This is a genomic window from Corynebacterium sp. (assembly GCF_030532715.1).
Lineage (GTDB): Bacteria > Actinomycetota > Actinomycetes > Mycobacteriales > Mycobacteriaceae > Corynebacterium.
Genome location: NZ_JAUNKO010000006.1, coordinates 245,624 through 265,424, shown reverse-complemented (window position 1 = coordinate 265,424; position 19,801 = coordinate 245,624). Strand labels below are relative to the sequence as shown.

The 19,801-nt window shown below is 61.2% G+C and carries 17 protein-coding genes and 1 tRNA gene; 13 read left to right on the top strand and 5 right to left on the bottom strand.

What is annotated here, in order from left to right; all coding sequences use genetic code 11:
- The first annotated feature begins 360 nt into the window (after positions 1 to 360).
- From Q4D83_RS11020 to Q4D83_RS11000, 5 genes are all read left to right on the top strand, one after another.
- A complete protein-coding gene (locus Q4D83_RS11020; RefSeq protein ID WP_303175347.1) occupies positions 361 to 1,425 on the top strand; it encodes an alpha/beta hydrolase family protein in 1,065 nt (354 codons plus the stop codon).
- A gap of 609 nt (positions 1,426 to 2,034) precedes the next feature.
- A complete protein-coding gene (locus Q4D83_RS11015; protein WP_303175346.1) occupies positions 2,035 to 3,099 on the top strand; it encodes an alpha/beta hydrolase family protein in 1,065 nt (354 codons plus the stop codon).
- Positions 3,100 to 3,392: 293 nt separating this feature from the next.
- A complete protein-coding gene (locus Q4D83_RS11010; protein ID WP_303175371.1) occupies positions 3,393 to 5,393 on the top strand; it encodes a prolyl oligopeptidase family protein in 2,001 nt (666 codons plus the stop codon).
- Entirely contained in the window at positions 5,390 to 6,745 is a 1,356-nt protein-coding gene (locus Q4D83_RS11005) for a M1 family metallopeptidase (RefSeq protein WP_303175345.1), read from the top strand. Before Q4D83_RS11010 ends, Q4D83_RS11005 begins: the two co-directional genes overlap by 4 nt.
- Complete coding sequence (locus Q4D83_RS11000; protein WP_303175344.1) at positions 6,742 to 7,950, top strand: hypothetical protein; 1,209 nt, start codon at positions 6,742 to 6,744, stop codon at positions 7,948 to 7,950. The genes Q4D83_RS11005 and Q4D83_RS11000 overlap by 4 nt, the downstream gene beginning before the upstream one ends.
- Here Q4D83_RS11000 and Q4D83_RS10995 read toward each other — a convergent pair.
- Together Q4D83_RS10995 and Q4D83_RS10990 are read right to left on the bottom strand one after the other, a co-directional pair.
- A complete protein-coding gene (locus Q4D83_RS10995) occupies positions 7,926 to 8,405 on the bottom strand; it encodes a MarR family winged helix-turn-helix transcriptional regulator (protein ID WP_303175343.1) in 480 nt (159 codons plus the stop codon). The genes Q4D83_RS11000 and Q4D83_RS10995 overlap by 25 nt on opposite strands.
- Complete coding sequence (locus tag Q4D83_RS10990) at positions 8,386 to 9,006, bottom strand: DJ-1/PfpI family protein (protein ID WP_303175342.1); 621 nt, start codon at positions 9,004 to 9,006, stop codon at positions 8,386 to 8,388. Before Q4D83_RS10990 ends, Q4D83_RS10995 begins: the two co-directional genes overlap by 20 nt.
- Before the next feature lie 125 nt (positions 9,007 to 9,131).
- Here Q4D83_RS10990 and Q4D83_RS10985 point away from each other — a divergent pair, with 125 nt between their 5' ends.
- The 7 genes from Q4D83_RS10985 to Q4D83_RS10955 all read left to right on the top strand — a co-directional run bounded on the left by Q4D83_RS10985 (position 9,132) and on the right by Q4D83_RS10955 (position 13,913).
- The gene (locus Q4D83_RS10985; protein ID WP_303175341.1) at positions 9,132 to 9,929 is read left to right on the top strand and encodes a glycosyltransferase; all 798 of its coding nucleotides are present in this window, start codon (positions 9,132 to 9,134) and stop codon (positions 9,927 to 9,929) included.
- A 31-nt stretch (positions 9,930 to 9,960) separates the two neighbouring features.
- The gene (locus Q4D83_RS10980; RefSeq protein ID WP_303175340.1) at positions 9,961 to 10,668 is read left to right on the top strand and encodes a glycosyltransferase family 2 protein; all 708 of its coding nucleotides are present in this window, start codon (positions 9,961 to 9,963) and stop codon (positions 10,666 to 10,668) included.
- Positions 10,665 to 11,027: a DUF2304 domain-containing protein gene (locus Q4D83_RS10975; protein WP_303175339.1), complete on the top strand. Its 363-nt coding sequence runs from the start codon at positions 10,665 to 10,667 to the stop codon at positions 11,025 to 11,027. Before Q4D83_RS10980 ends, Q4D83_RS10975 begins: the two co-directional genes overlap by 4 nt.
- Before the next feature lie 75 nt (positions 11,028 to 11,102).
- A complete protein-coding gene (locus Q4D83_RS10970; protein ID WP_303175370.1) occupies positions 11,103 to 11,936 on the top strand; it encodes a thioredoxin domain-containing protein in 834 nt (277 codons plus the stop codon).
- A complete protein-coding gene (locus tag Q4D83_RS10965; RefSeq protein WP_303175338.1) occupies positions 11,933 to 12,745 on the top strand; it encodes a cytochrome c biogenesis CcdA family protein in 813 nt (270 codons plus the stop codon). The genes Q4D83_RS10970 and Q4D83_RS10965 overlap by 4 nt, the downstream gene beginning before the upstream one ends.
- Before the next feature lie 76 nt (positions 12,746 to 12,821).
- Positions 12,822 to 13,088: a hypothetical protein gene (locus tag Q4D83_RS10960; RefSeq protein WP_303175337.1), complete on the top strand. Its 267-nt coding sequence runs from the start codon at positions 12,822 to 12,824 to the stop codon at positions 13,086 to 13,088.
- Positions 13,089 to 13,106: 18 nt separating this feature from the next.
- Positions 13,107 to 13,913, top strand: coding sequence for an MMPL family transporter (locus Q4D83_RS10955; RefSeq protein ID WP_303175336.1), 807 nt, complete (start codon positions 13,107 to 13,109; stop codon positions 13,911 to 13,913).
- A 5-nt stretch (positions 13,914 to 13,918) separates the two neighbouring features.
- Here the strand turns inward: Q4D83_RS10955 and Q4D83_RS10950 are convergent.
- Both Q4D83_RS10950 and Q4D83_RS10945 read right to left on the bottom strand, forming a co-directional pair.
- Positions 13,919 to 13,994, bottom strand: a tRNA-Thr gene (locus tag Q4D83_RS10950).
- 77 nt (positions 13,995 to 14,071) lie between these two features.
- Positions 14,072 to 15,253, bottom strand: coding sequence for a DNA polymerase III subunit delta' (locus tag Q4D83_RS10945; RefSeq protein ID WP_303175369.1), 1,182 nt, complete (start codon positions 15,251 to 15,253; stop codon positions 14,072 to 14,074).
- A gap of 53 nt (positions 15,254 to 15,306) precedes the next feature.
- Here Q4D83_RS10945 and Q4D83_RS10940 point away from each other — a divergent pair, with 53 nt between their 5' ends.
- Positions 15,307 to 16,809, top strand: coding sequence for an adenylate/guanylate cyclase domain-containing protein (locus Q4D83_RS10940; protein ID WP_303175335.1), 1,503 nt, complete (start codon positions 15,307 to 15,309; stop codon positions 16,807 to 16,809).
- Here the strand turns inward: Q4D83_RS10940 and topA are convergent.
- The gene (gene topA, locus Q4D83_RS10935) at positions 16,806 to 19,760 is read right to left on the bottom strand and encodes a type I DNA topoisomerase (RefSeq protein WP_303175334.1); all 2,955 of its coding nucleotides are present in this window, start codon (positions 19,758 to 19,760) and stop codon (positions 16,806 to 16,808) included. The genes Q4D83_RS10940 and topA overlap by 4 nt on opposite strands.
- Positions 19,761 to 19,801 lie beyond the last annotated feature (41 nt).

The following is a 19,801-nucleotide window of genomic DNA, read 5'->3' as shown; positions in this document are numbered from 1 at the left end:
ACACAACGATGGGGGTGCTTTACAGGGGTGCAGTTTCCGAGCGAAGGAGCCGAACCTTAACCCAGATCCACACGAAACCTTATGGAACCTTAGAGCAACCGGAATGCGGCAAGAATCCAGCTCACACCTGAAGAACCTGCATGGGAAAGATTGCCAAGGGCCGAGTTAATCGCGAGCTGAATCTGCTCAATAATGTTCATTGGTTGATCTCCAATCCGTGGTAGTAGTTTGGATGCTCCCAACGTGGCCGGAAACATACTGCCATCAGATGTTAACGTAGAAGCCACTCTTTCGGATATAGCAACTGCTATGAACCAATAAGGTTCAGTGCTGCAATCTCAGCAATTAGAAGGGAAAATTATGTCCTTTGTGCGTCGCCTTGTCGCGCCAGCTACGGCCTTGACCTTGGCTTTTGCCGCGGTGGCCACCGCCAGCCCCACGATGGCAGCGGAGCTTACACCCGCCCAAGTTGCTGGCGACACACCATTAGCAACAATTAATCCCAGCGCCCGCACCGATGTTGAGGCACCTAAGTTCCGCGAAAAGATTGCTGGCCGCGAGGACGCCCGCGAGATTTGGGCCTTCTCCCCTTCGATGCAGCGTGACGTCCCGTTCGTGATCATTCCCGCACACGAGGAAAACCGCCCGACGATTTACCTTCTCAACGGTGCTGATGGCGGCGAGGGTACCGCTAACTGGATCATGCAGACCGACGTGATTGACTTCTACCGCGAGAAAAACGTCAACGTGGTAATTCCCATGTCTGGCGAGCTTTCCTACTACACGGACTGGGTGACCGAGCCCGCCCGCCTCGGCGGCAAACAAATGTGGGAGACATTCCTCACAAAGGAGCTTCCGGGTCCCATCGAGGGCTACCTGAAGGCTAACAATGACCGCGCGATCATCGGCATGTCCATGACGGGCACGACCTCCCTGCTGTATGCGGAACACAACCCCGGGTTTTACGACGCCGTGGGCTCCTTCTCCGGCTGCGCAGGCACCTCTCGCGGCGTCCAGGTCGCGTGGGTAGACGAAGTGCTCAAGCGCGGCGGCATGGACCACACCCAGATGTGGGGCCCGCTGGGCACTCCGCTGTGGCACTACAACGACGCCCTGATCAATGCCGAGAAGTTGCGCGGCACCGAGGTGTACGTATCTAACGGCTCCGGCATGTCCGGCGAGTACGACATGTTGTCCAACCCACGGTTGAACAACAACTCGATCGCACAGGCAAACGTGAAGATCCTAGGCGGCGCCATCGAAGCCGCTACGAACCAGTGCACCCACGACCTGAAGGCAAAGATGGATCAGGTCGGCGTCCCCGGCGACTTCAAGTTCCGCCCCACCGGCACCCACTCTTGGGGGTACTGGCAGGAGGATCTCCGCACTTCTTGGCCGACCCTGGAGCGCGGCTTCAATAACTAGCTCTTCGCGCTAGACCAAAACCCCCGAACCTCCCGCACGGAAGCGGCGAGGCCTCGGGGGTCTTTTGTATCTCATCTGCCGCGGGCGTGCTGCCATGGCTGCACGCCTACAGCCCTGCTGAGCGCAATTTTCTTCATTTTCCACACCGCCGGTACGTGCGGCCCATTCGCACAGCCAAGCAGTCTTGGGAAGCCTTAAGCTAACAATCTCTCAGCATCCTCCCGCCAGCCCATCCGAAGGGGCATGCAGTACGCAAATTTCTCACAATTCACCGTGCAATGAGACAAATCACTCATTGTGGCTGCACCACCCGCAATACCCCTCATCACGGCTCCAGAACCCGCCCAAACATGTGTTAGAAAATCTTCTAAACATCCGCCTTGCAGCGAAAACGCTTCCAAACATACGGGCGGCAATCCTACTGCGCCCAATCTGATAGGTTCCCCCGCCGAACGACCGTTGACGCCGCCCCAGATACCTAAATTTTTGGCACGCGAGGGCGAAATAACTTCGCAACAATGTTAACGTAGTGTGAACTGAAACCGTTGCATTGCTTGTTGAAGGCTTGTAGATAGTAGCCCCGCACGCAGAAACGCAGAAAGAAGCATCATGAACCTAGCGCGCCGTCTTGCCGCCCCGGTAACCGCATTCGCCATGGCCGCAGCCGCCTTGGCGTCCGTTGGTTCCGCTACCGCCGCCGAGTTGACCCCTGCTCAAGTTGCTGGTGACATCCCGCTCGCCACCATCAACCCGAATGCCCGCACGGATGTTCCAGAGCCGACGTGGCGCCAGAAGGTCGCCGGCCGTGACGATGTCCGCGAAATTTGGGCGTTCTCCCCGTCGATGCAGCGCGATGTCCCATTCGTGGTCATCCCCGCCAAAGATGCGGATCGCCCAACGATCTATCTGTTGAACGGCGCCGACGGCGGCGAGGGCATTGCCAACTGGATCATGCAAACCGATGTCGTTGACTTCTACCGCGAGAAGAACGTCAACGTGGTCATGCCAATGTCCGGCAAATTCTCCTACTACACCGACTGGGTTTCCGAGGTTCCGGAACTCGGCGGCAAGCAAATGTGGGAGACGTTCCTTACCAAGGAGCTACCCGGCCCGATCGAAAGCTACCTGAAGGCGAACAACAAGCGCGCCATCGTCGGCATGTCCATGACGGGCACCACCTCCTTGTTGTACGCGCAGCACCAGCAAGGCTTCTATGACGCTGTGGGCTCCTACTCCGGTTGTGCTGCTACTTCGCGTGGCACCGCCGTGTGGTACTTGGATGAGACCCTCAAGCGCGGGAATGTGAACCGTGAGCAAATGTGGGGCCCGCTGGGCACCGAGCTGTGGCACTACAACGACGCCCTGATCAATGCCGAGAAGTTGCGCGGCACCGAGGTGTACGTATCTAACGGCTCCGGCATGTCCGGCGAGTACGACATGTTGTCCAACCCACGGTTGAACAACAACTCGATCGCACAGGCAAACGTGAAGATCCTAGGCGGCGCCATCGAAGCCGCTACGAACCAGTGCACCCACGACCTGAAGGCAAAGATGGATCAGGTCGGCGTCCCCGGCGACTTCAAGTTCCGCCCCACCGGCACTCACTCTTGGGGTTATTGGGAAGAGGACCTGCGCACTTCGTGGCCCACGTTTGAGCGCGCGTTCAATAAGTAATTCGATGCCAGGCTGAGGCTTTCAACGCCCCACCGGCACCCCGCTCCCCGCACGTTGATCTCCATCAACAGGCGGGGAGTTTTGTGTGTCTAGCGCACTATGCGCCGCGCATCCAGCCACGGACCAACCCATACGGCGCGTGAGCCAATATCCCACCGAACCCCACAATACGGCTGGTAGGCTCACGGCCCGCAACGGCCAAGGCGTACACTACTAAGTTTATGACGTCTCCCGCGCCACGCCCCACCCCGCACGCCAAACAAACCGCATCCCCGCACCCTCCCGCCGAGGCGATGATTGAGGTTGAGCATCCTGATGTGCTGGCGTGGGCCGAGGCGGAAACGCAGCGCACGGTGTCGGCGCTTGATGCGCGCCCATTGCGGGGGAATTTTGAACGGCGAATTCGGGAAATTCTTGACACAGATGATCGCATCCCATTCCCGATACGCCGCGGGGAACGCTTGTTTAATTTCTGGCGCGATGCGGAACATCCGCGAGGCCTATGGCGTGCTTCGGATCCAGAGAGTTATGCGGCTGGCGCGCCGAATTGGCAGGTGCTGGTTGACCTAGACGCGCTCGCAGCAGCGGAGGACGAACCTTGGGTGTGGAAGGGCGCCCACGTGCTGTCTCCTTCGTATGATCGGGCGTTGGTGCGCCTGTCGCGCGGCGGAGCGGATGCGTCGGTGTTGCGGGAGTTTGATCTTGTCTCCGGCGAGTTTGTTACGGAGGATGCGTTTGTTTTACCGGAGGCGAAATCGGATGTGAGCTGGGTGGACCAGGACACCTTGTTGGTGAGCACCGACATGGGTGAAGGTTCGCTGACAGATTCGGGTTACCCGGCGCGGGTGTATGTGTGGCGTCGGGGGGTTCCGCTGGCGGAAGCGGAGTTGTTTTTCGCCGGGGAACGTTCGGATGTCGCGGTGGGCGCGTGGTCGGATAATACGCCTGGTTGGGAGCGTATTGTGGTGCAGCGGGCGTTGGATTTTTACCGGAGCGAGGTGTTTGTAGCTACCGGAGCGCAGGGGTTGTCCAAGGTTGATGTACCGGAAGATGCGGAGGTGTGGCTGCATCGGGAGTGGTTGTTTGTGGCGCCGCGGCGGGAGTTTCAGGGGATTGCTGCCGGGGGGTTAGGCGTGGTGAAGTTCGCGGAATTTATGGCCGGTGCGGCGCGCCTCCGGCCGTTGGTGACGCCGTCGGCTTCGTGTTCCTTGGGGAAGCTGCGGTTTACCAAGGATTTTGTGGTGGTGTCGCTGTTGGATACGGTGGCGTCGCGGTTGTTGCGGTTCCGGCTTGGGTGTTGGGAGGAGGAGTCGTTGCCGGTGCCGGAGTTAGCTTCGGTTGAGGTGATTGATTCGTCGCCGCTGCGGGATAATGAGCTGTGGCTGTACTGGAGTTCGTTTACGCAGCCCACGACGCTCGTGCTTGGCGACGCCGCAGACCCCGCAACGTGGCAGCCCGTCCGCCAGGCCCCCGAGCTTTTCGACGCTCGCGGGGTGGAAACGCACCAGTATTGGGCGACGTCGGCAGACGGTACGCGCATCCCGTATTTTGTGGTGGGCCGGCCTTCTGCAAGCCCGGTTCCGGCGTTGGTGTATGCCTACGGCGGGTTTGAGGTGCCGTTGCTGCCCGGTTACTCCGCTATCCGCGGCCTGTGGCTGGAGCGCGGCAACCTGTATGTGCAGGCGAATTTGCGCGGGGGCGGGGAATTCGGGCCGGAGTGGCATCGGACGGTCACCAAAACGCAGCGCGAAAAGGTTTTTGAAGATCACCGTGCGGTGCTCGAGGACCTTGCGGCGCGCGGGTTGAGCACCAGCGCGCAGATCGGCATTCGCGGTGGCTCCAACGGTGGCTTATTGTCCGCGGTGGCGCTGACCCGCTACCCGGAGGCGCTGGGGGCGGCGGTGTCCCAGGTCCCGCTCACTGATATGTTGCGCTATCACACGTGGCTGGCCGGGGCGAGCTGGATGGCGGAGTACGGAGACCCTGACAATCCACAGGAGCGGGCGGTGCTGGAACGGTATTCCCCACTCCACCAGGTGGTTCCACGCGCGCAGCGCCCGTACCCACCGGTGTTGATCACTACTTCAACTCGCGACGACCGCGTCCACCCCGCCCACGCACGCCTCTTCGCCGCGGCGTTGGGGGACGCCGGGCAGCCCGTGGACTATGTGGAGAACATTGAAGGTGGGCATGCGGGGGCTGCCGACAATGCGCAGACGGCCCGCGTGGAGTCGATCGTGGCCGCCTGGCTCGTCGAACATTTGGAAAGCGTTTCGGGAGGCTTCACGGAATGAAACGGCTGCGTTCAACACCAATCCCCGGCGTGCGGGACTCCTACACCGGCGTCTACTTCAACTTGGGGTTCCACGTGCGCCACTATGGCCTGGCGTTGCAATACCGGGTGAATTCGAATTACCTGCAGGGCACGGCGTCGCTCAGCATGGACAATTATGTGCCGCTGCGGGAGCTCACCTTGGATCTGGTGCCGCAGCTGCGGGTATCGCAGGTGGTGGCCCAAGGCACTGCCGGAGTAAACATTCAGGTGAAGCGCTTTGCGCAATCGCACGGCAAGCTGCGGATTATCTTTGCCACGCCAATCCCGGTCGACCAAGAATTTGTGCTGCACATTAGTTATTCCGGGAAACCCACTGCGGTGCGCACCCAATGGGGCACGCTCGGTTGGGAGGAGCTGGAAAATGGCTCGCTGGTTGCCAGCCAACCCAACGGGGCACCCAGCTGGTTCCCGTGCGACGACACCCCGGACGAAAAGGCTTTCTACGATATCGTGGTGACCTGCGATAATCCATACACGGTGGTGGCCAATGGGGCGCTGGTGGGTAAACGCAGGCACGGGTCTCGCACGACCTGGCATTACCGGTCTTCGCACGCCATGGCCAGCTACCTCGCCACCGTGCTGGTGGGAGAATTTGAGCAGGTGACGCTGGCGGCGCAACCGGTGCCCGTGGTGGCGTACCTGCCGCGGGGGGCGCGCGGCGACTTCACACGCGCCTTCGTCGGGCAGCTCCGCATGCTGGAACTGTTTTGCGAACTTTTTGGCCCGTACCCGTTTCACCGGTACAGCATTGTGCTCACCGAAGATGACCTTGAGATCCCCCTGGAAGCTCAAGAGCTTTCCATTTTCGGCCGTAATCACGCCAATGGGAAGTGGGAGCGGCTGATCGCCCACGAGCTCAGCCACCAGTGGTTTGGGAATTCCTTGGGCTTGGCGCAATGGAACGATATTTGGCTCAACGAGGGGTTCGCCTGCTACGCGGAATGGCTATGGTTCGAACGTACTACCGGAGATTTTCCAGCCCGGCACCACTACGATATTTTGCGCCGCCTGCCCAAGGACCTCCTGCTTGCGGATCCCGGCCCGCGCCTCATGTTCGACGACCGCGTGTATAAGCGTGGCGCTTTGACCGTGCACGCCATCCGTTGTTTGCTTGGCGACGCCGCCTTCTTCCGCATGGTGCGACGCTACGTCGCCGCCGGCAGCTATGGTGTGGTGGAGCCGATGGACTTGCGGCTGGCGTGCGAAATTGCGTGCGCGGAGGAGCGCATTCCCCTTACGGAGTTCCATGCGTTGTGGCAGGCGTGGTTGTATCGGCTGGAATTGCCCCCGTTCCCCGAGGCTCGCGCATGAAATTTCTAAGCTTCGCTACCGTGTTCGCGGCGGCGTCTGGCTTTGTGCTGCTGATTGTGGCCTCGTGGGCGTTGGGGGAACGGCTCACCGCCGAATTCGCCGCCTATTGGGGACTGTTTTTCGCGTTGACGGGGTTGCTGGATGGCCTCATGCAGGAAACCACCCGCGCGGTCGGCGCGGGGCGCTCCAACCCGACAGGCACCGCTCGACCGCTCCGATTGGGTACCGTACTGGCGCTGGTCACGGCCGCGCTGGTGGTGGCAACTGGCCCAGTGTGGATCGTATTGTTGTTGAGTTCCTACCATCCGGTGGCGGTCGGGCTCATGGCATTGGGCCTGGTGAGCTATACCTACCAAGCGGTGCTCAGCGGCGCACTGTCCGCAATGCAATTGTGGAAGCACTACGCGTGGCTGGTGGCGCTTGATTCCGGGGTACGGCTAGCACTGGTGATCCTCGCTTGGTGGTTCGGCTGGGGCTTGCTGGTGTTCATTGTGGTCACCGTAATCGGCGCCGCGAGCTGGGTGGTGGTGCTCGCGGTGTCGAAAAGCGCGCGGGAAGCGCTGCGCCAACCCACGGATGTCAACCCCCGGCTGTTTGCGCGGCGAGTGGCGGCAACCATGACCGCCACGGGGGCGTCGGCCGCACTGATCACTGGTTTTCCCACGCTGGTGAAAGGCACTTCAGAAACCTCAGCGGGCGCTGCGGTCACCCTCGGCGGCATCATCATGGCCATTACGCTGACGCGCGCGCCAATCCTCGTGCCACTGCAACGCTTCCAATCGGCACTCATTGTGCGCTTCATGCGGCAGCCAAAGGCGCTGGCGCAACCGCTCGCGGCGGTCTTCGGTGTGGGGCTGGTCGGCGCGGCTGCCGCATGGCTGATCGGGCCGTGGCTCATGCGCCTGTTTTTCCGCGAAGACATGTTCGTGCCGGGGAATATTCTTGCGGTACTGACCATGGCGTCGGCATGCACGGGGGCACTGATAATCACCGGCACAGCCATGTTGGCCAATGAACGCCACCGCATCTACCTGCTGGGATGGGTGCTGGCCACGGCGGTCGCCTTCGCCGCGCTGCTGCTGCCGCTGGATCTGGTGTGGCGAGTGTGCCTAGCGCTCACGGTGGGACCCCTATCAGGGGTATCGCTCCACCTCGCCGCGGCGTTGTCGCGCCGCCACCATCAACCGTCGGTGGGTGCGCTGTAGTCTGCACGGAAGTCCTGGGAAGCCGCCACCAAGGTTTCGACTATGTGTTGGAATTCGGCAAGCTGATCCGCGCCGATCGCTGCACCAACACGCAACGCCCAATCATGGTAATCGCGGCGCATGTCCGACACCGCGGCCGCGCCGCGCGGGGTAGGTACCAAAAGTTTCGCTTTGCGGTGTTTTGGGTTGTTCCGCCAGTACGCCCAACCGCGTGCCACGAGGTCATCGGCAACGCGCTGCACGCTTTGTCGAGCCAGGCCGAGTCCGATAGTCCGGGCGATTTCCGCGACTGGGTACGGTTGTTCCACGATGGCGCCGAGCACCTGCCATTGCGCCGGGGTGAGGCTGTGCGGGCCACTGATCACCCGGGCAGCCTGGACGAATTCGGCGTGGAGTTCTATAACTGGCGCCACCAGTGAGTTGAGGGCATCGTCGTTACGTATGCTGCCAGTCATCGAAGGCCTTCATCATGGTTGCGTAATGCTCGCTTTCGCCGGTGAGGTACAGCTGCTCCCAAGAATCGATGATGGCTTGCGGGTACAGGCCAATCACGCGCATCACCTCGGCGGTAAATTGCACGGGGTGTATGCCTCCGGCGGTGGTCACGCCGCGGTCTGTCACCACCGCCTCATCCACGTAGTTTTCGCTGCCTGCATAGCCGCTGCTCTGTAGATATTCCAACACGTTGGAGGTGTGTTTGCGCTCGTCCAGCCACCCATTGCGGGCGAGGAAGAAGGTGGCGCCGCAAATTGCCGCCACCGGCACGTCCCGCCCAAGCAGCGTGCCTACGAGTTCGGCTAGGTCCTCGTGGCCGGCGTGGTAGGTGGAAGCGCCGGGGATGATCAACGCGTCTAGGTTATTGCCTTGGGAGATGGTCATGGTTGGAGCAACATACAACCCACCCAACGAACGCACGGGCGCGTCGCCGACGAATTCGAGGCTAAACCGGCCTGGTTTGCACTGCTCGGCCTCTGCGATTTGGGTGGTCAGGTAGGCGTATTCCCAATCGGCCATCGTGTCGGTGACGTACAACCCGATCTTTCGTTCGTGTGACAAGAGGTAACCTCCGGTAGTGTTGGGCGCGGTCGTGCGCGGCGTCGATAGGTGTGGGCTGCATCGTGTCACGTTGACAGTGTGCTGTCAATAGGCGTTGCTCGGCGCACGCGCTACACTTTTGAACCATGTCGCTCGCTGCTTTGGTTACCGTGTATCACCGCATTTCCCCCGCGGAACTTTCGGCGTGTTTAAACAGCTTAACGGCGCAAACGAGCCCCGCGGACGACCTCGTGGTGGTGGCGGACGGCCCATTGCCGCACGCGCTGGAAAGCATTATCGGAGACTCCGGCGCGCGCGTGGTACGCCTCGATCAGAACCTAGGCGCGGGGCCTGCAGCCGCCGCGGGCCTTGCCACGATCAGCACCGAGTTCGTTGCGCGTCTCGACGCCGACGACATCGCCCACCCCGAACGCTTCGAGCGCCAACTCGCCTACCTTGCGGCGCACCCCGGCGTGGATGTTGTGGGTACCGCAATGGCGGAATTCGAGGAATCCACCTCGAACATTAAGGGCATTCGCACGCTGCCTGCGAACCATGAGGAGATCGCGCGTTACGCCAAACTCAACAGCCCGGTCAACCATCCGAGCGTCATGATGCGCCGCGCCGCGGTGGAACGCGCGGGCGGGTACCAGGATGTGCACCATATGGAGGATTATGATCTCTTTGCCCGGCTTCTCGCGCAAGGTTCACGTTTTCATAACCTCACGGAACCGTTGACGTATTTCCGCACTTCGGCAACGCAAACAAAACGTCGAACCGGAAAAGGAATGTTCGCCGCAGAACGCCAAATGCAGCGAAACTTAGTGCGCTATGGGTTGGTTTCACGGCCGCGTTCCTGGGTAAATCTAGGGCTTCGTACGGGATACCGACTATTACCTACGCGAACGCTAGACCGAGTGTATAGGCGGCTCTTTCACCGGTAATTTCCCGCAATGGGTTAGCATGAGGAACATCATGCATTCCACTGCCTCAAACTACCAGGACACCTGGCTTGTCATCCCCTGCTTCAATGAAGGCGCGGTGATCGAAGATGTTATCCGCAATGCTCGGAAAACATTTCCAAATATCGTCGGGGTCAATGACGGCTCCTCAGACGATTCTGCGGCGCGAATTCATGCCGCCGGTGCGCACCTTGTGAATCACCCCGTGAATTTGGGCCAAGGCGCGGCAATTCAAACAGGCGTGGAGTATGCCCGCTCGCAACCGGGGGCCGCCTACTTTGTCACCTTTGATGCGGACGGCCAACACCAAGTAAAAGACGTGGTGGCAATGTTGGAGCGGCTGCGCACCGAAGACAAGGACATTATTGTGGGCACGCGTTTCGGCCGCCCACGCGCTCCCGGCGACCAAGTGCCGTGGATAAAACGCCTGGTGCTGCGCACCGTGGTGTTGCTGTCCCCGCGTACTCGCCGGCTGGGGCTTACCGACGCCCATAACGGCCTGCGTGTGTTTAACCGCAAGGTGGCAGATGAACTAAATATTCGAATGAATGGCATGAGCCATGCCAGCGAGTTCGTCGCCCAAATCGACGAACGCAAATGGCGGGTGGCGGAGCAACCGGTGGATATTTTGTACACCGAGTATTCCATGAGCAAGGGCCAATCACTGATCAACGGCGTGAACATCCTTGCGGATGGTTTTGTCGCTAGGAGGCTGCCATGACCAGCACGATTATTATGCAGGTCCTACTCCTGCTCGCCACCGCCTTTTTGGTGCTGTACTTCCTGGGCAACCGCCGCAAGGCGCGCGCCAAGGCGGGTGTAAAGCTAGGCTTTTTGCTGTTTATCATCGTCGCGGTATGGGCGGTGATCCGCCCGGATGATCTCACGGTGGTGGCGAACATGGTGGGCGTCTCGCGCGGCACTGACCTGCTTCTTTACGGCCTTGTGGTGGCCTTCATGTTCACCACAATTAGCGCCTATGTACGATTCCGTGAGCAAGAGCTACGCTACGCCCGGCTCGCCCGCGCTATTGCGCTGCGCAACGCGATCCGCCCAGAGGACGACCCGGATTTGCTGTAGCCCGCTGGTCGTTTCGATATCCCCCAAGGAGTGCAATCCCCTGTGAGTTCCCAATTTCAGCATGTCAGTAAAACGATGTGGGCATTCCTGGCGGGACTGGTGATTATCGCCGGGCTCGGCGGCTACGTCCTCGGGGAACGCAGCGGCGGCGCGGCGGGTTCCGCCACTACCGCAGCCGGCAGCCAGCAACCCGCCGGCGACCGGCAAGCCACGCAGAAACTCAAGGTGCCAGAGCCGGGCAAGGGTCCCACCACCGCCACAGCCGCCGCGGATGGCACATATGATGCGACCATCTATGGCCCCGGCGGGGACCTGCAATCCCAAGATGACATTCTCAAGGTGCATCGCCGCAATGCTAAGGACCCGTTTGCTATCGGCCCGCTGGATGCCCCGGTAGTCATCTCCGAGTTCTCGGATTTTGAGTGCCCGTTCTGCTCACGCTTTGCCAACACCACCGAACACGAAATCCTAGAGCAGTACGTGGAGAAGGGTTTGGTACGCATGGAGTGGAATGATTTGCCGGTCAATGGCCCGAACGCCATTGCCGCCGCGCAAGCGGGCCGTGCGGCAGCCGCGCAGGGCAAGTTCCGGGAGTTTAAAAAGGCGCTGTATACAGCATCGAAAGATATTTCTGGGCATCCGAACTTCACCATCGACGATTTCATGAAGTTCGCTGAGCAAGCGAACGTGCCGGACCTAGAACGGTTCCGCAAGCAGGCCACGGACGCCACCTTTACCGCAGCAGTGGAAGGCGCACGTGACTACGCCGCAGGTATTGGCGTCAACGGCACTCCCGGCTTCGTGGTAGGCACCCGTTTCATTTCGGGTGCCCAACCCGCGGAGGTGTTCCACCAGGCCATCGCCGAGGAATTAGATAAGGTTGCCCGCGGCGAGGTTGCCGCCCCATGATTTCGGTAGGTTTTCTCGGCGCGTTTTTCGCCGGCGTGCTTGCGCTGCTCAGCCCCTGTTCCGCCCTCCTGTTGCCAGCATTTTTCGCTTACGCATTCCGCTCCAAGCGGCAATTGATCGCGCGCACCGCGGTGTTTTTCTGCGGGCTGGCGGCGGTGATGGTGCCTTTGGGCGTCGGCATCGGCGGCGTCGGCAATCTGGTAACGGTGCACCGGGACACGCTCATCGCTGTCGGCGGCGCGGTATTGATCGCCCTCGGCGTGTACACGTTCTGTGGGTTCGGCTTCCAAGTGCCTGGGTTGTCGCGGCTTTCGCAACGGTTCGGCGGCTCGGGGTGGGTGTCGGTGCTGCTGCTTGGCGCCGTGTACGGCTTCGCGGGATTCTGCGCGGGCCCGCTGCTCGGCGCGGTACTTACCACCGCGTTGGTTGGCAGTAGCCCCGTCTACGGCGCGTTGATTATGGGGCTTTACGCACTGGGCATGACCGTACCGTTGTTTGTGCTGGCGCTGCTGTGGGATCGACTGCAGATTGCGCAACGTCCGTGGCTGCACGCCCCGGCACGACACATCGGGCCGCTGCGATTACACCCCGTGAATATGATTGCGGGCGTGCTGTTTGTGGCCATCGGGGTATTGTTTTTGACCACGCACGGCACGTCCACCTTGCCCACATTGACGTCCACGGCGACGCAGGAGCAGGTGCAGCACGCCGTAGGCGCGTGGGCGGCGCAGGTGAGCGACGCTGCGACGTTACTCATTGTTGCGGTGCTCGTCGAACTTGGGTTGTTTGTGCGATTGTTGCGTCGGTAGCGCCCCTGTTGCCGGGGCCGCGGTGCGACTATTCTCAAAGGCACAACCTCCCGAGACTTTGAGGAGCTGATGCATCGTGAATTCTCAATCAGCGCGCGAGATTGACAAACTTATTCACGTGGTCGAGGACTTAAATACTGGAACGCTCCGCGAGTTCGAGGCGACGAAAAAGTACCTCGCTGACGTCGCTGACTCCGTACGCCGGTTCTCCCACACAGAGGAAACTGTCGAGGATGTAGTGGTGCTCATCACCCGGCTGATCGACGCCGAAGCTGGCGCCCTGATCAACCTCGAGCGCCGCCTGAAAGTCTTGGAAACCATCCGGGATATCCCCTCGCCCTAGCGCGCGCTCTGCACAGTGGTGGCTTGGGCTTTACTCATCGTCGCCCTCTGGTTCAGCGCACCGCCGCTCAGCGACGTCCGCTCGGCCGGCAACAATGGGGCCCTGCCCGCCGCTAGCTCCTCCCAAGCCGCGGAAACCCTGCGGGAAACATTCCCGGACGCCGACGCACTACCCGCAATCATCACAGTCACCGGCGGCGTCACCGTGGTCCTTAATACAGACCCATACTCATTGGAAGCAATCGAATCCCTACCCCGCATCACCGACGAAGCACAACGCATCGCCGGGGACGACATTCACGTCGCAGCCGCCGGAGTGACCGCCGACAACGCCGACATCAAGCGCACCATTGACACCGACGTTGTTGTATTGTTGCCGCTAATCTTCGGAATAATCGGCATAATCTTGGCGATCCTCCTGCGCTCCTGGCTTGCCCCCATCTACCTCGTGGCCACCCTTGCAACATCCTTTCTAGCCACGCTCGGCCTCACCCCCCTCATCACAGTGACCCTGCAGGGTGACGAGGGCATCAGCTCCCAAATCGCCGCGTACGTCCTCGTGTTTCTCACAGCTCTCGGCGTGGTCTCCAGCGCCGGATTGATCCTCGCCGTCACTTTCGCGGTACTCATGACCCAGCCGATTCGCGAACTCTACCAATTTGGCCTCGCCATGGCGGTGGGCATCCTCATCGACACCTTCCTTGTCCGCCCACTGCTGGTACCAGCCCTCGTCACCCTCCTCGGCGACCACGCCCTCACACCCCAGAAACCCGGGACCCCCGATGCGCACCACAACAAACGCCCCACCAAAACTGGTGAGGCGTGATTGCTTGGAGCCGCCTAGGGGAATCGAACCCCTGACCTTTTCATTACGAGTGAAGCGCTCTACCGACTGAGCTAAGGCGGCCGGGCATGCAGCACACTATTGTGCGATGTCCGCTAAGAAACATACCACAGGGTGGGCGGTTGCCAATAACTGGCTTGTTAGCTGGCCCGACATGCGATTCTAATACGCCCGACCATGGCGTCCATGGCAACTACCGGGCGCACGTTTCGGCCGAACGCTTCGCGGCAGAGGTTGATTGCTTCAATGCATTCCACGAGTGCCCGCGGGCTGTTTTGCCCTGCGAGGCGTTCGGATAGTTCCGCAAAGTCGGGATGCACTAAATCAACGGACGCGCCGGAGGCAACCATCAGGGCGTCGCGGTAGAGACCTGCGAGATCGATGAGCGCAAGATCGAGGGAATCTCGCAGGAACCTGGTACGGCGTTTCTTTTGGGTTTCCTCGAGTTCCTTCATGGTCCCGGCTACGCCGCGCAAAGCTTTAGCGGTACCTTTGCCTCGCGCCCCCACCCCGAGCACTGCGCTGAGTTTTTCGAGCTCTTTGGCTTCCTCCGGTTCGAGCGCGTGTTTGGCCTCGTCTTCGATCGTTTTGACCAGGCTGGCGGTTTCCCGGAAGGCGAGATCGCCGCGGTAGATAAGAGCCGCAAGGTTGAGTACCTCGGCGCGGCGTCGTTGCGCCTCTGTACTGCGGGCGAGGTGGCGGGCGCGCCCGATGTGACCTGCGGATGCGGCAGCGGCCAGCTCGGCGTCGGCGGGCGGAATGCCTTCAGCTTGGAGGAGGCGGGCGACTTCCGATTTCGGCGGGGTGGGAATGTACAGGTGGCGGCAGCGAGACCGTAGGGTGATGGCGATATCGCGGGGGTCGGTGGACGGGGCGCTGAGGACGATGACGGTGTTGGCGGGCGGCTCCTCCACGGTTTTCAATAGGGCGTTCGCCGCTCCGTCGCTGAGCCTGTCGGCGTCCTCGATGATAACGATGCGCCACGGGGCGGTGGTGGGCAACCGGGCGGCGTCTTCGATGATGGCGCGCATCGAGTCCACGCTGATGGTGAGTTCGTGGGGTACGACGTGGACGACGTCGCCGTGTGTGCCGGCCATGGCGGTGCGGCAGCCGGTGCATTGTCCGCACCCAACTTCCGCCGGGTTTTCACACACTAGTGCGGCGGCGAATGCGAGGGCCGCGACGCTACGACCGGAACCAGGCGGGCCGGTGAATAACCAAGCGTGCGTCATGGCGGCGCTGGGGTCGGCATGGCGGGCGGCAGTCGCGGCGTCGAGAAGCACTCGCCGCACGTGAGGGCTGCCGGCGAGGCGGTGGAACACGTTGTGTCGAGGGTCGCTCACCTCACCCAGCCTATACGGATAAAGTTGGGAGCATGCGTCGACTGAAATGGCTTCTCCGCACCTCGTGGCCGCTCTACTCAGCCTCCGTACTCGTTTCGAACGTAGTTGGTGCCGTTGCCATTACCCTCTTTGTAGGCGTGCTCGTACCCATGCCGGAACTCTCGCAACTCGGATACCTTCCGGCGGTGGTGGGCGGATACTTCGCGTTTGCCGTCATTGTCGGCGCCACGGCAAGCGTACTGATGTTCCAACCCGTGTTGCGGTGGCAGCGCAATCCGGACGCCCACGACGCAAACATGGCGCGGAACCTGGTCATGCGGCTGCCCACGCACCAAGCCCTCCTGTGTGCCTTGGTGTGGGCGGTGGGTATCGGCCTTGTCGCAGGCGTGGCATACAACACGTCCGCTCGCCTCGCCCTCGTCATTTGCTTATCGACGACCCTCACCGGCGCCGTCGTAGTCATGTTCACGTTTCTGGAGGCACAGCGCCTGGTCCGGCCAGTGGCGGCAATTGCCCTCACCCGAGGGTTGGACAGTTCCACCATGGAACCGCCGCTGGAACATCGGCTGCACCTTACGTGGCTCCTCACCACGGGGGCGCCGCTATTGGGCATCATGCTGATGATATCCGGGCAGCGCGCCGGGTACTTCACCGAAGATGCGATGGACATCCTGCCGGCGATTATCGCCTTGAGCGGCACGGCCTTGGCCACCGGCTATATTGCCACCGCGTTAGTCACGGCGAGCGTGGTGGACCCCATCCGGGAGCTCCAGGACGCCATCAACCATGTGCGGCGCGGCGAACACGACACGCAGGTACAGATCTACGACGGCTCCGAAATCGGCGTCCTGCAAGCCGGGTTCAATGAAATGATGCGTGGTTTGCGGGAACGCCAGCGAGTCCGGGACCTGTTTGGGCGGTACGTGGGCGCAGAGGTGGCGCGGCGGGCCATGGAGGAACGCCCCACCCTTGGCGGCGAGGACCGCAAGGTGGCGGTGCTGTTTGTGGACGTCATCGGATCAACCACCTTTGCGGTGAACCACACCCCGGAAGAGGTCGTCGCCGAGCTCAATAAGTTTTTTGAGCACGTGGTGCGGGTGGTGCATCGCCACAAGGGGATCATCAATAAGTTCCAAGGCGACGCCGCACTGGCCATCTTCGGCGCCCCGCTCCCCGTGGCTGATTCCGCAGGCCACGCCCTTGCCGCCGCGCGGGAACTCCGGCAGGAACTCAAAGACATGGAACTGGAGTGCGGCATCGGCGTCGCCTCTGGGCATGTGGTGGCTGGGCATATCGGAGGCCATGCCCGCTTCGAATACACCGTAATCGGCGATGCCGTGAACCAAGCCGCCCGCCTCACGGAGCTGGCCAAGGACACCCCCGGCCGCGTGCTCACCTCCGCGAAAACACTGCGGGACGCAAACGAGGCGGAACAAGCACGCTGGACCGTGCTGAAATCCGTGGAGCTTCGCGGCCGCAAGGAAATGACCCAGCTGGCACGCCCAGTCCGCCCGACCCTGGCGGACCGCTCCTAGGAGGACCCAGCGGCCTTTTTCGCGGCTTTCTTCGTCACCTTCTTTGCAGCCTTTTTCACGGTCTTCTTCGCCGCTTTCTTGGCTACCTTTTTGGTGGTCTTTTTCGCCGCCTTCTTAGCCGCCTTTTTCACTGGCTTCGGGTTGGCTGCTTCTTTGGCACGGCGCTCGGACAACAGTTCGCAAGCGCGAGCGTCGGTCATGGTTTCTGGGGTATCGCCTTTGCGGAGGCTGGCGTTGGTCACGCCATCGGTGACGTAGGCGCCGAAACGGCCGTCTTTGACCAGCATGGGTTTGCCAGAAACATCGTTGTTGCCCAGAACTTTCAGCGGCGGCTGGCTAGGGGTGTTGCCGCGACGTTTGGGTTCGGCATAGATCCGACGAGCCTCATCCAACGTAATAGTGAAGATTTGGGATTCGTTGGCCAGCGACCGAGAATCGTTGCCCTTTTTCAAATACGGACCATAGCGGCCGTTTTGCGCCGTGATCATGTTCCCGTCTTCGGGGTCTACACCCACTTCGCGCGGCAGGGTGAGCAGTTGGAGGGCCTCGTCGAGGGTGACGTTGCTGGGCTCCATAGTAGAGAACAACGATGCAGTTTGCGGCTTGAGGGTTTCCTCAATGATCTGGTTAATGCGCTTTTCCTTCGCCGCAATAGCGGTTTTAGTCTCCCAGTTTTTGGCGCGTTTTCCGGCAGCTTTGCGCTCCGCATCTTCGGCGGCGCGCTCCTCGGCGACGATTTTTTCGGCGATGGCTTCCGCACCAACGCGCTCTTCAGGAGTGACAAGTTCGGTGACGTACGGGCCATAGCGGCCTTCTTTCGCCACGATCATGCGGCCATTGCGAGGATTCTGGCCCAGCTCGCGCCCGCTTTGGGGGGTGGCGAAGAGTTTTTCGGCAACCTCAAGCGTGAGCTCATCGGGGGTCATGGAGTCCGAAAGGTTTGCGCGTTGATGTATTACCTCGCCATCCTGATCCACGCCCACCGCGCGCTCAAGGTAGGGACCGTACCGGCCTACGCGCACGAGAATGGGGCGGCCTTCGGCATCGTCGAAGAGGTGCAGGGAATTGACTGTCCGGGCGTCAATTTGCTCGAGGTTATCGCCGACGAGGGTTTTGAGCCCGCCCAAGCGCGCGACGGTTTCCGCCATGGCTTCGGAGGCGTCGGCGTTGCCAAAATAGAAACCTGTAAGCCAGGCGGTGCGGTCCTCGTTGCCCGTGGCGATGTCGTCGAGCTCGTCCTCCATGGAAGATGTGAAGTCATAGTCCACGAGGGAGGCGAAGTTTTGTTCCAACAAGCCGACCACCGCGAATGCGACCCAAGAGGGCACGAGCGCGTTGCCACGAGAATAAACGTAGCCGCGATCCTGGATCGTGCGAATGATGGAAGCGTACGTGGACGGGCGGCCAATGCCCAGATCCTCCATCTTTTTCACCAGGCTGGCCTCCGTGTAGCGGGCCGGCGGATTCGTGGCGTGCCCGTCGGCAACCACGTCCTTAGCGGCAAGCGTATCCCCGGAGCTCAACCTAGGCAGGCGCTTTTCGGCATTGTCGGCGAGGTCATTGCCGTCTGCCTGGCGGGTGGTTTCCACATAGGCTTTCAAAAAGCCAGGGAAGGTGATGGTGCGACCAGTGGCGGAGAATTCGCATTGCTGGCCAGTCGCGGCGTCGCCAAGCATGGTGACTTTCATGGAAGTGCCGCGGGCGTCGGCCATCTGTGACGCCACCGTGCGCTGCCAAATCAGCTCATAAAGCTTGAATTCCTCCGCGTCCAGCTGTCCATGCAACTGCCCAGGCGTAGCAAACGTCTCCCCGGCGGGGCGGATAGCCTCGTGCGCCTCCTGCGAATTCTTCACCTTGCGGGTGTACTGGCGGGGGCTGGGCGCAACATAGTCGGCACCGTACAACTCCTCCGCCTGGGCGCGGGCGGCGCGGATGCCGGACTCGGACAGCGCGGTGGAGTCTGTACGCATATAGGTGATGTGGCCGTTTTCGTACAACCGTTGCGCGATGCGCATGGTGCGTTCGGAAGTGTAATGCAGCTTCCTGCCCGCCTCCTGCTGCAACGTGGAGGTCATAAACGGCGCGTACGGTTTGCGCGTGTAAGGCTTCTCCTCCACGGCGGACACCCGCATAGTGGTGCCCTCGAGGGCGCCAGCAAGCGAACGGGCGGCTGCCTCATCCAGCACGGTCGCCTTGGAAAGCAACCGACCGCGATCGTCGAAGTCACGGCCGACGGCGACGCGCGAGCCATCAATACCGGTGAGGCGGGCCTTGAAGGTGCGGGGATTATCGTCATCGGTGACACCGCGGTCCAACGTTGCGGTGAGATCCCAATACGCAGCAGAAATAAACGCCATGCGCTCCCGCTCCCGCTCCACAATCACGCGGGTAGCCACGGACTGCACGCGGCCGGCGGACAGCCGCGGCATCACCTTCTTCCACAACACCGGGGAAATCTCATAACCGTACAACCGGTCGAGGATACGGCGGGTCTCCTGCGCATCCACCAGGTTTTTATCAAGTTCGCGGGTGTTTTCCGCAGCCGCCAGGATCGCCGGCTTTGTAATCTCGTTGAACACCATGCGGCGAGCGGGCACCTTCGGCTTCAACACCTCCAACAGGTGCCACGCAATGGCCTCCCCCTCACGGTCGGGGTCGGTGGCAAGGTAGAGTTCATCGACCTGCTTCAGCTTCGACTTTAAATCCGTGACTTTTTTCTTCTTGTCCGGGCTAACCACATACAGCGGGGCAAACCCGCGCTCCGTATCCACGCCAAGGCGCGCCCACTGCTCCTTCTTGTATTTGGCGGGGACGTCAGCTGCGCCGCGAGGGAGGTCACGAATGTGACCCACCGATGCTTCAACAATGTAATCGCCCCCCAAATAAGGAGCGATTTTTTTCGCCTTTGTTGCCGACTCGACAATCACAAGGCGTTTCTTCGCTGTAGCCACGGTGCCCTCTCGAATAGTTGTGTGCGTACTTTCGCTTACCG

Excerpts from the sequence above, each read along its gene's own strand:
- Q4D83_RS10980 (WP_303175340.1), top strand. The coding sequence starts at position 9,961 with ATGCATTCCACTGCCTCAAACTACCAGGACACCTGGCTTGTCATCCCC.
- Q4D83_RS11015 (WP_303175346.1), top strand. The coding sequence starts at position 2,035 with ATGAACCTAGCGCGCCGTCTTGCCGCCCCGGTAACCGCATTCGCCATG.
- Q4D83_RS11000 (WP_303175344.1), top strand. The coding sequence starts at position 6,742 with ATGAAATTTCTAAGCTTCGCTACCGTGTTCGCGGCGGCGTCTGGCTTT.
- Q4D83_RS10975 (WP_303175339.1), top strand. The coding sequence starts at position 10,665 with ATGACCAGCACGATTATTATGCAGGTCCTACTCCTGCTCGCCACCGCC.
- Q4D83_RS11010 (WP_303175371.1), top strand. The coding sequence starts at position 3,393 with ATGATTGAGGTTGAGCATCCTGATGTGCTGGCGTGGGCCGAGGCGGAA.
- Q4D83_RS10985 (WP_303175341.1), top strand. The coding sequence starts at position 9,132 with ATGTCGCTCGCTGCTTTGGTTACCGTGTATCACCGCATTTCCCCCGCG.
- Q4D83_RS10995 (WP_303175343.1), bottom strand. The coding sequence starts at position 8,405 with ATGACTGGCAGCATACGTAACGACGATGCCCTCAACTCACTGGTGGCG.
- Q4D83_RS10940 (WP_303175335.1), top strand. The coding sequence starts at position 15,307 with ATGCGTCGACTGAAATGGCTTCTCCGCACCTCGTGGCCGCTCTACTCA.
- Q4D83_RS10965 (WP_303175338.1), top strand. The coding sequence starts at position 11,933 with ATGATTTCGGTAGGTTTTCTCGGCGCGTTTTTCGCCGGCGTGCTTGCG.
- Q4D83_RS11020 (WP_303175347.1), top strand. The coding sequence starts at position 361 with ATGTCCTTTGTGCGTCGCCTTGTCGCGCCAGCTACGGCCTTGACCTTG.
- Q4D83_RS11005 (WP_303175345.1), top strand. The coding sequence starts at position 5,390 with ATGAAACGGCTGCGTTCAACACCAATCCCCGGCGTGCGGGACTCCTAC.
- Q4D83_RS10970 (WP_303175370.1), top strand. The coding sequence starts at position 11,103 with ATGTGGGCATTCCTGGCGGGACTGGTGATTATCGCCGGGCTCGGCGGC.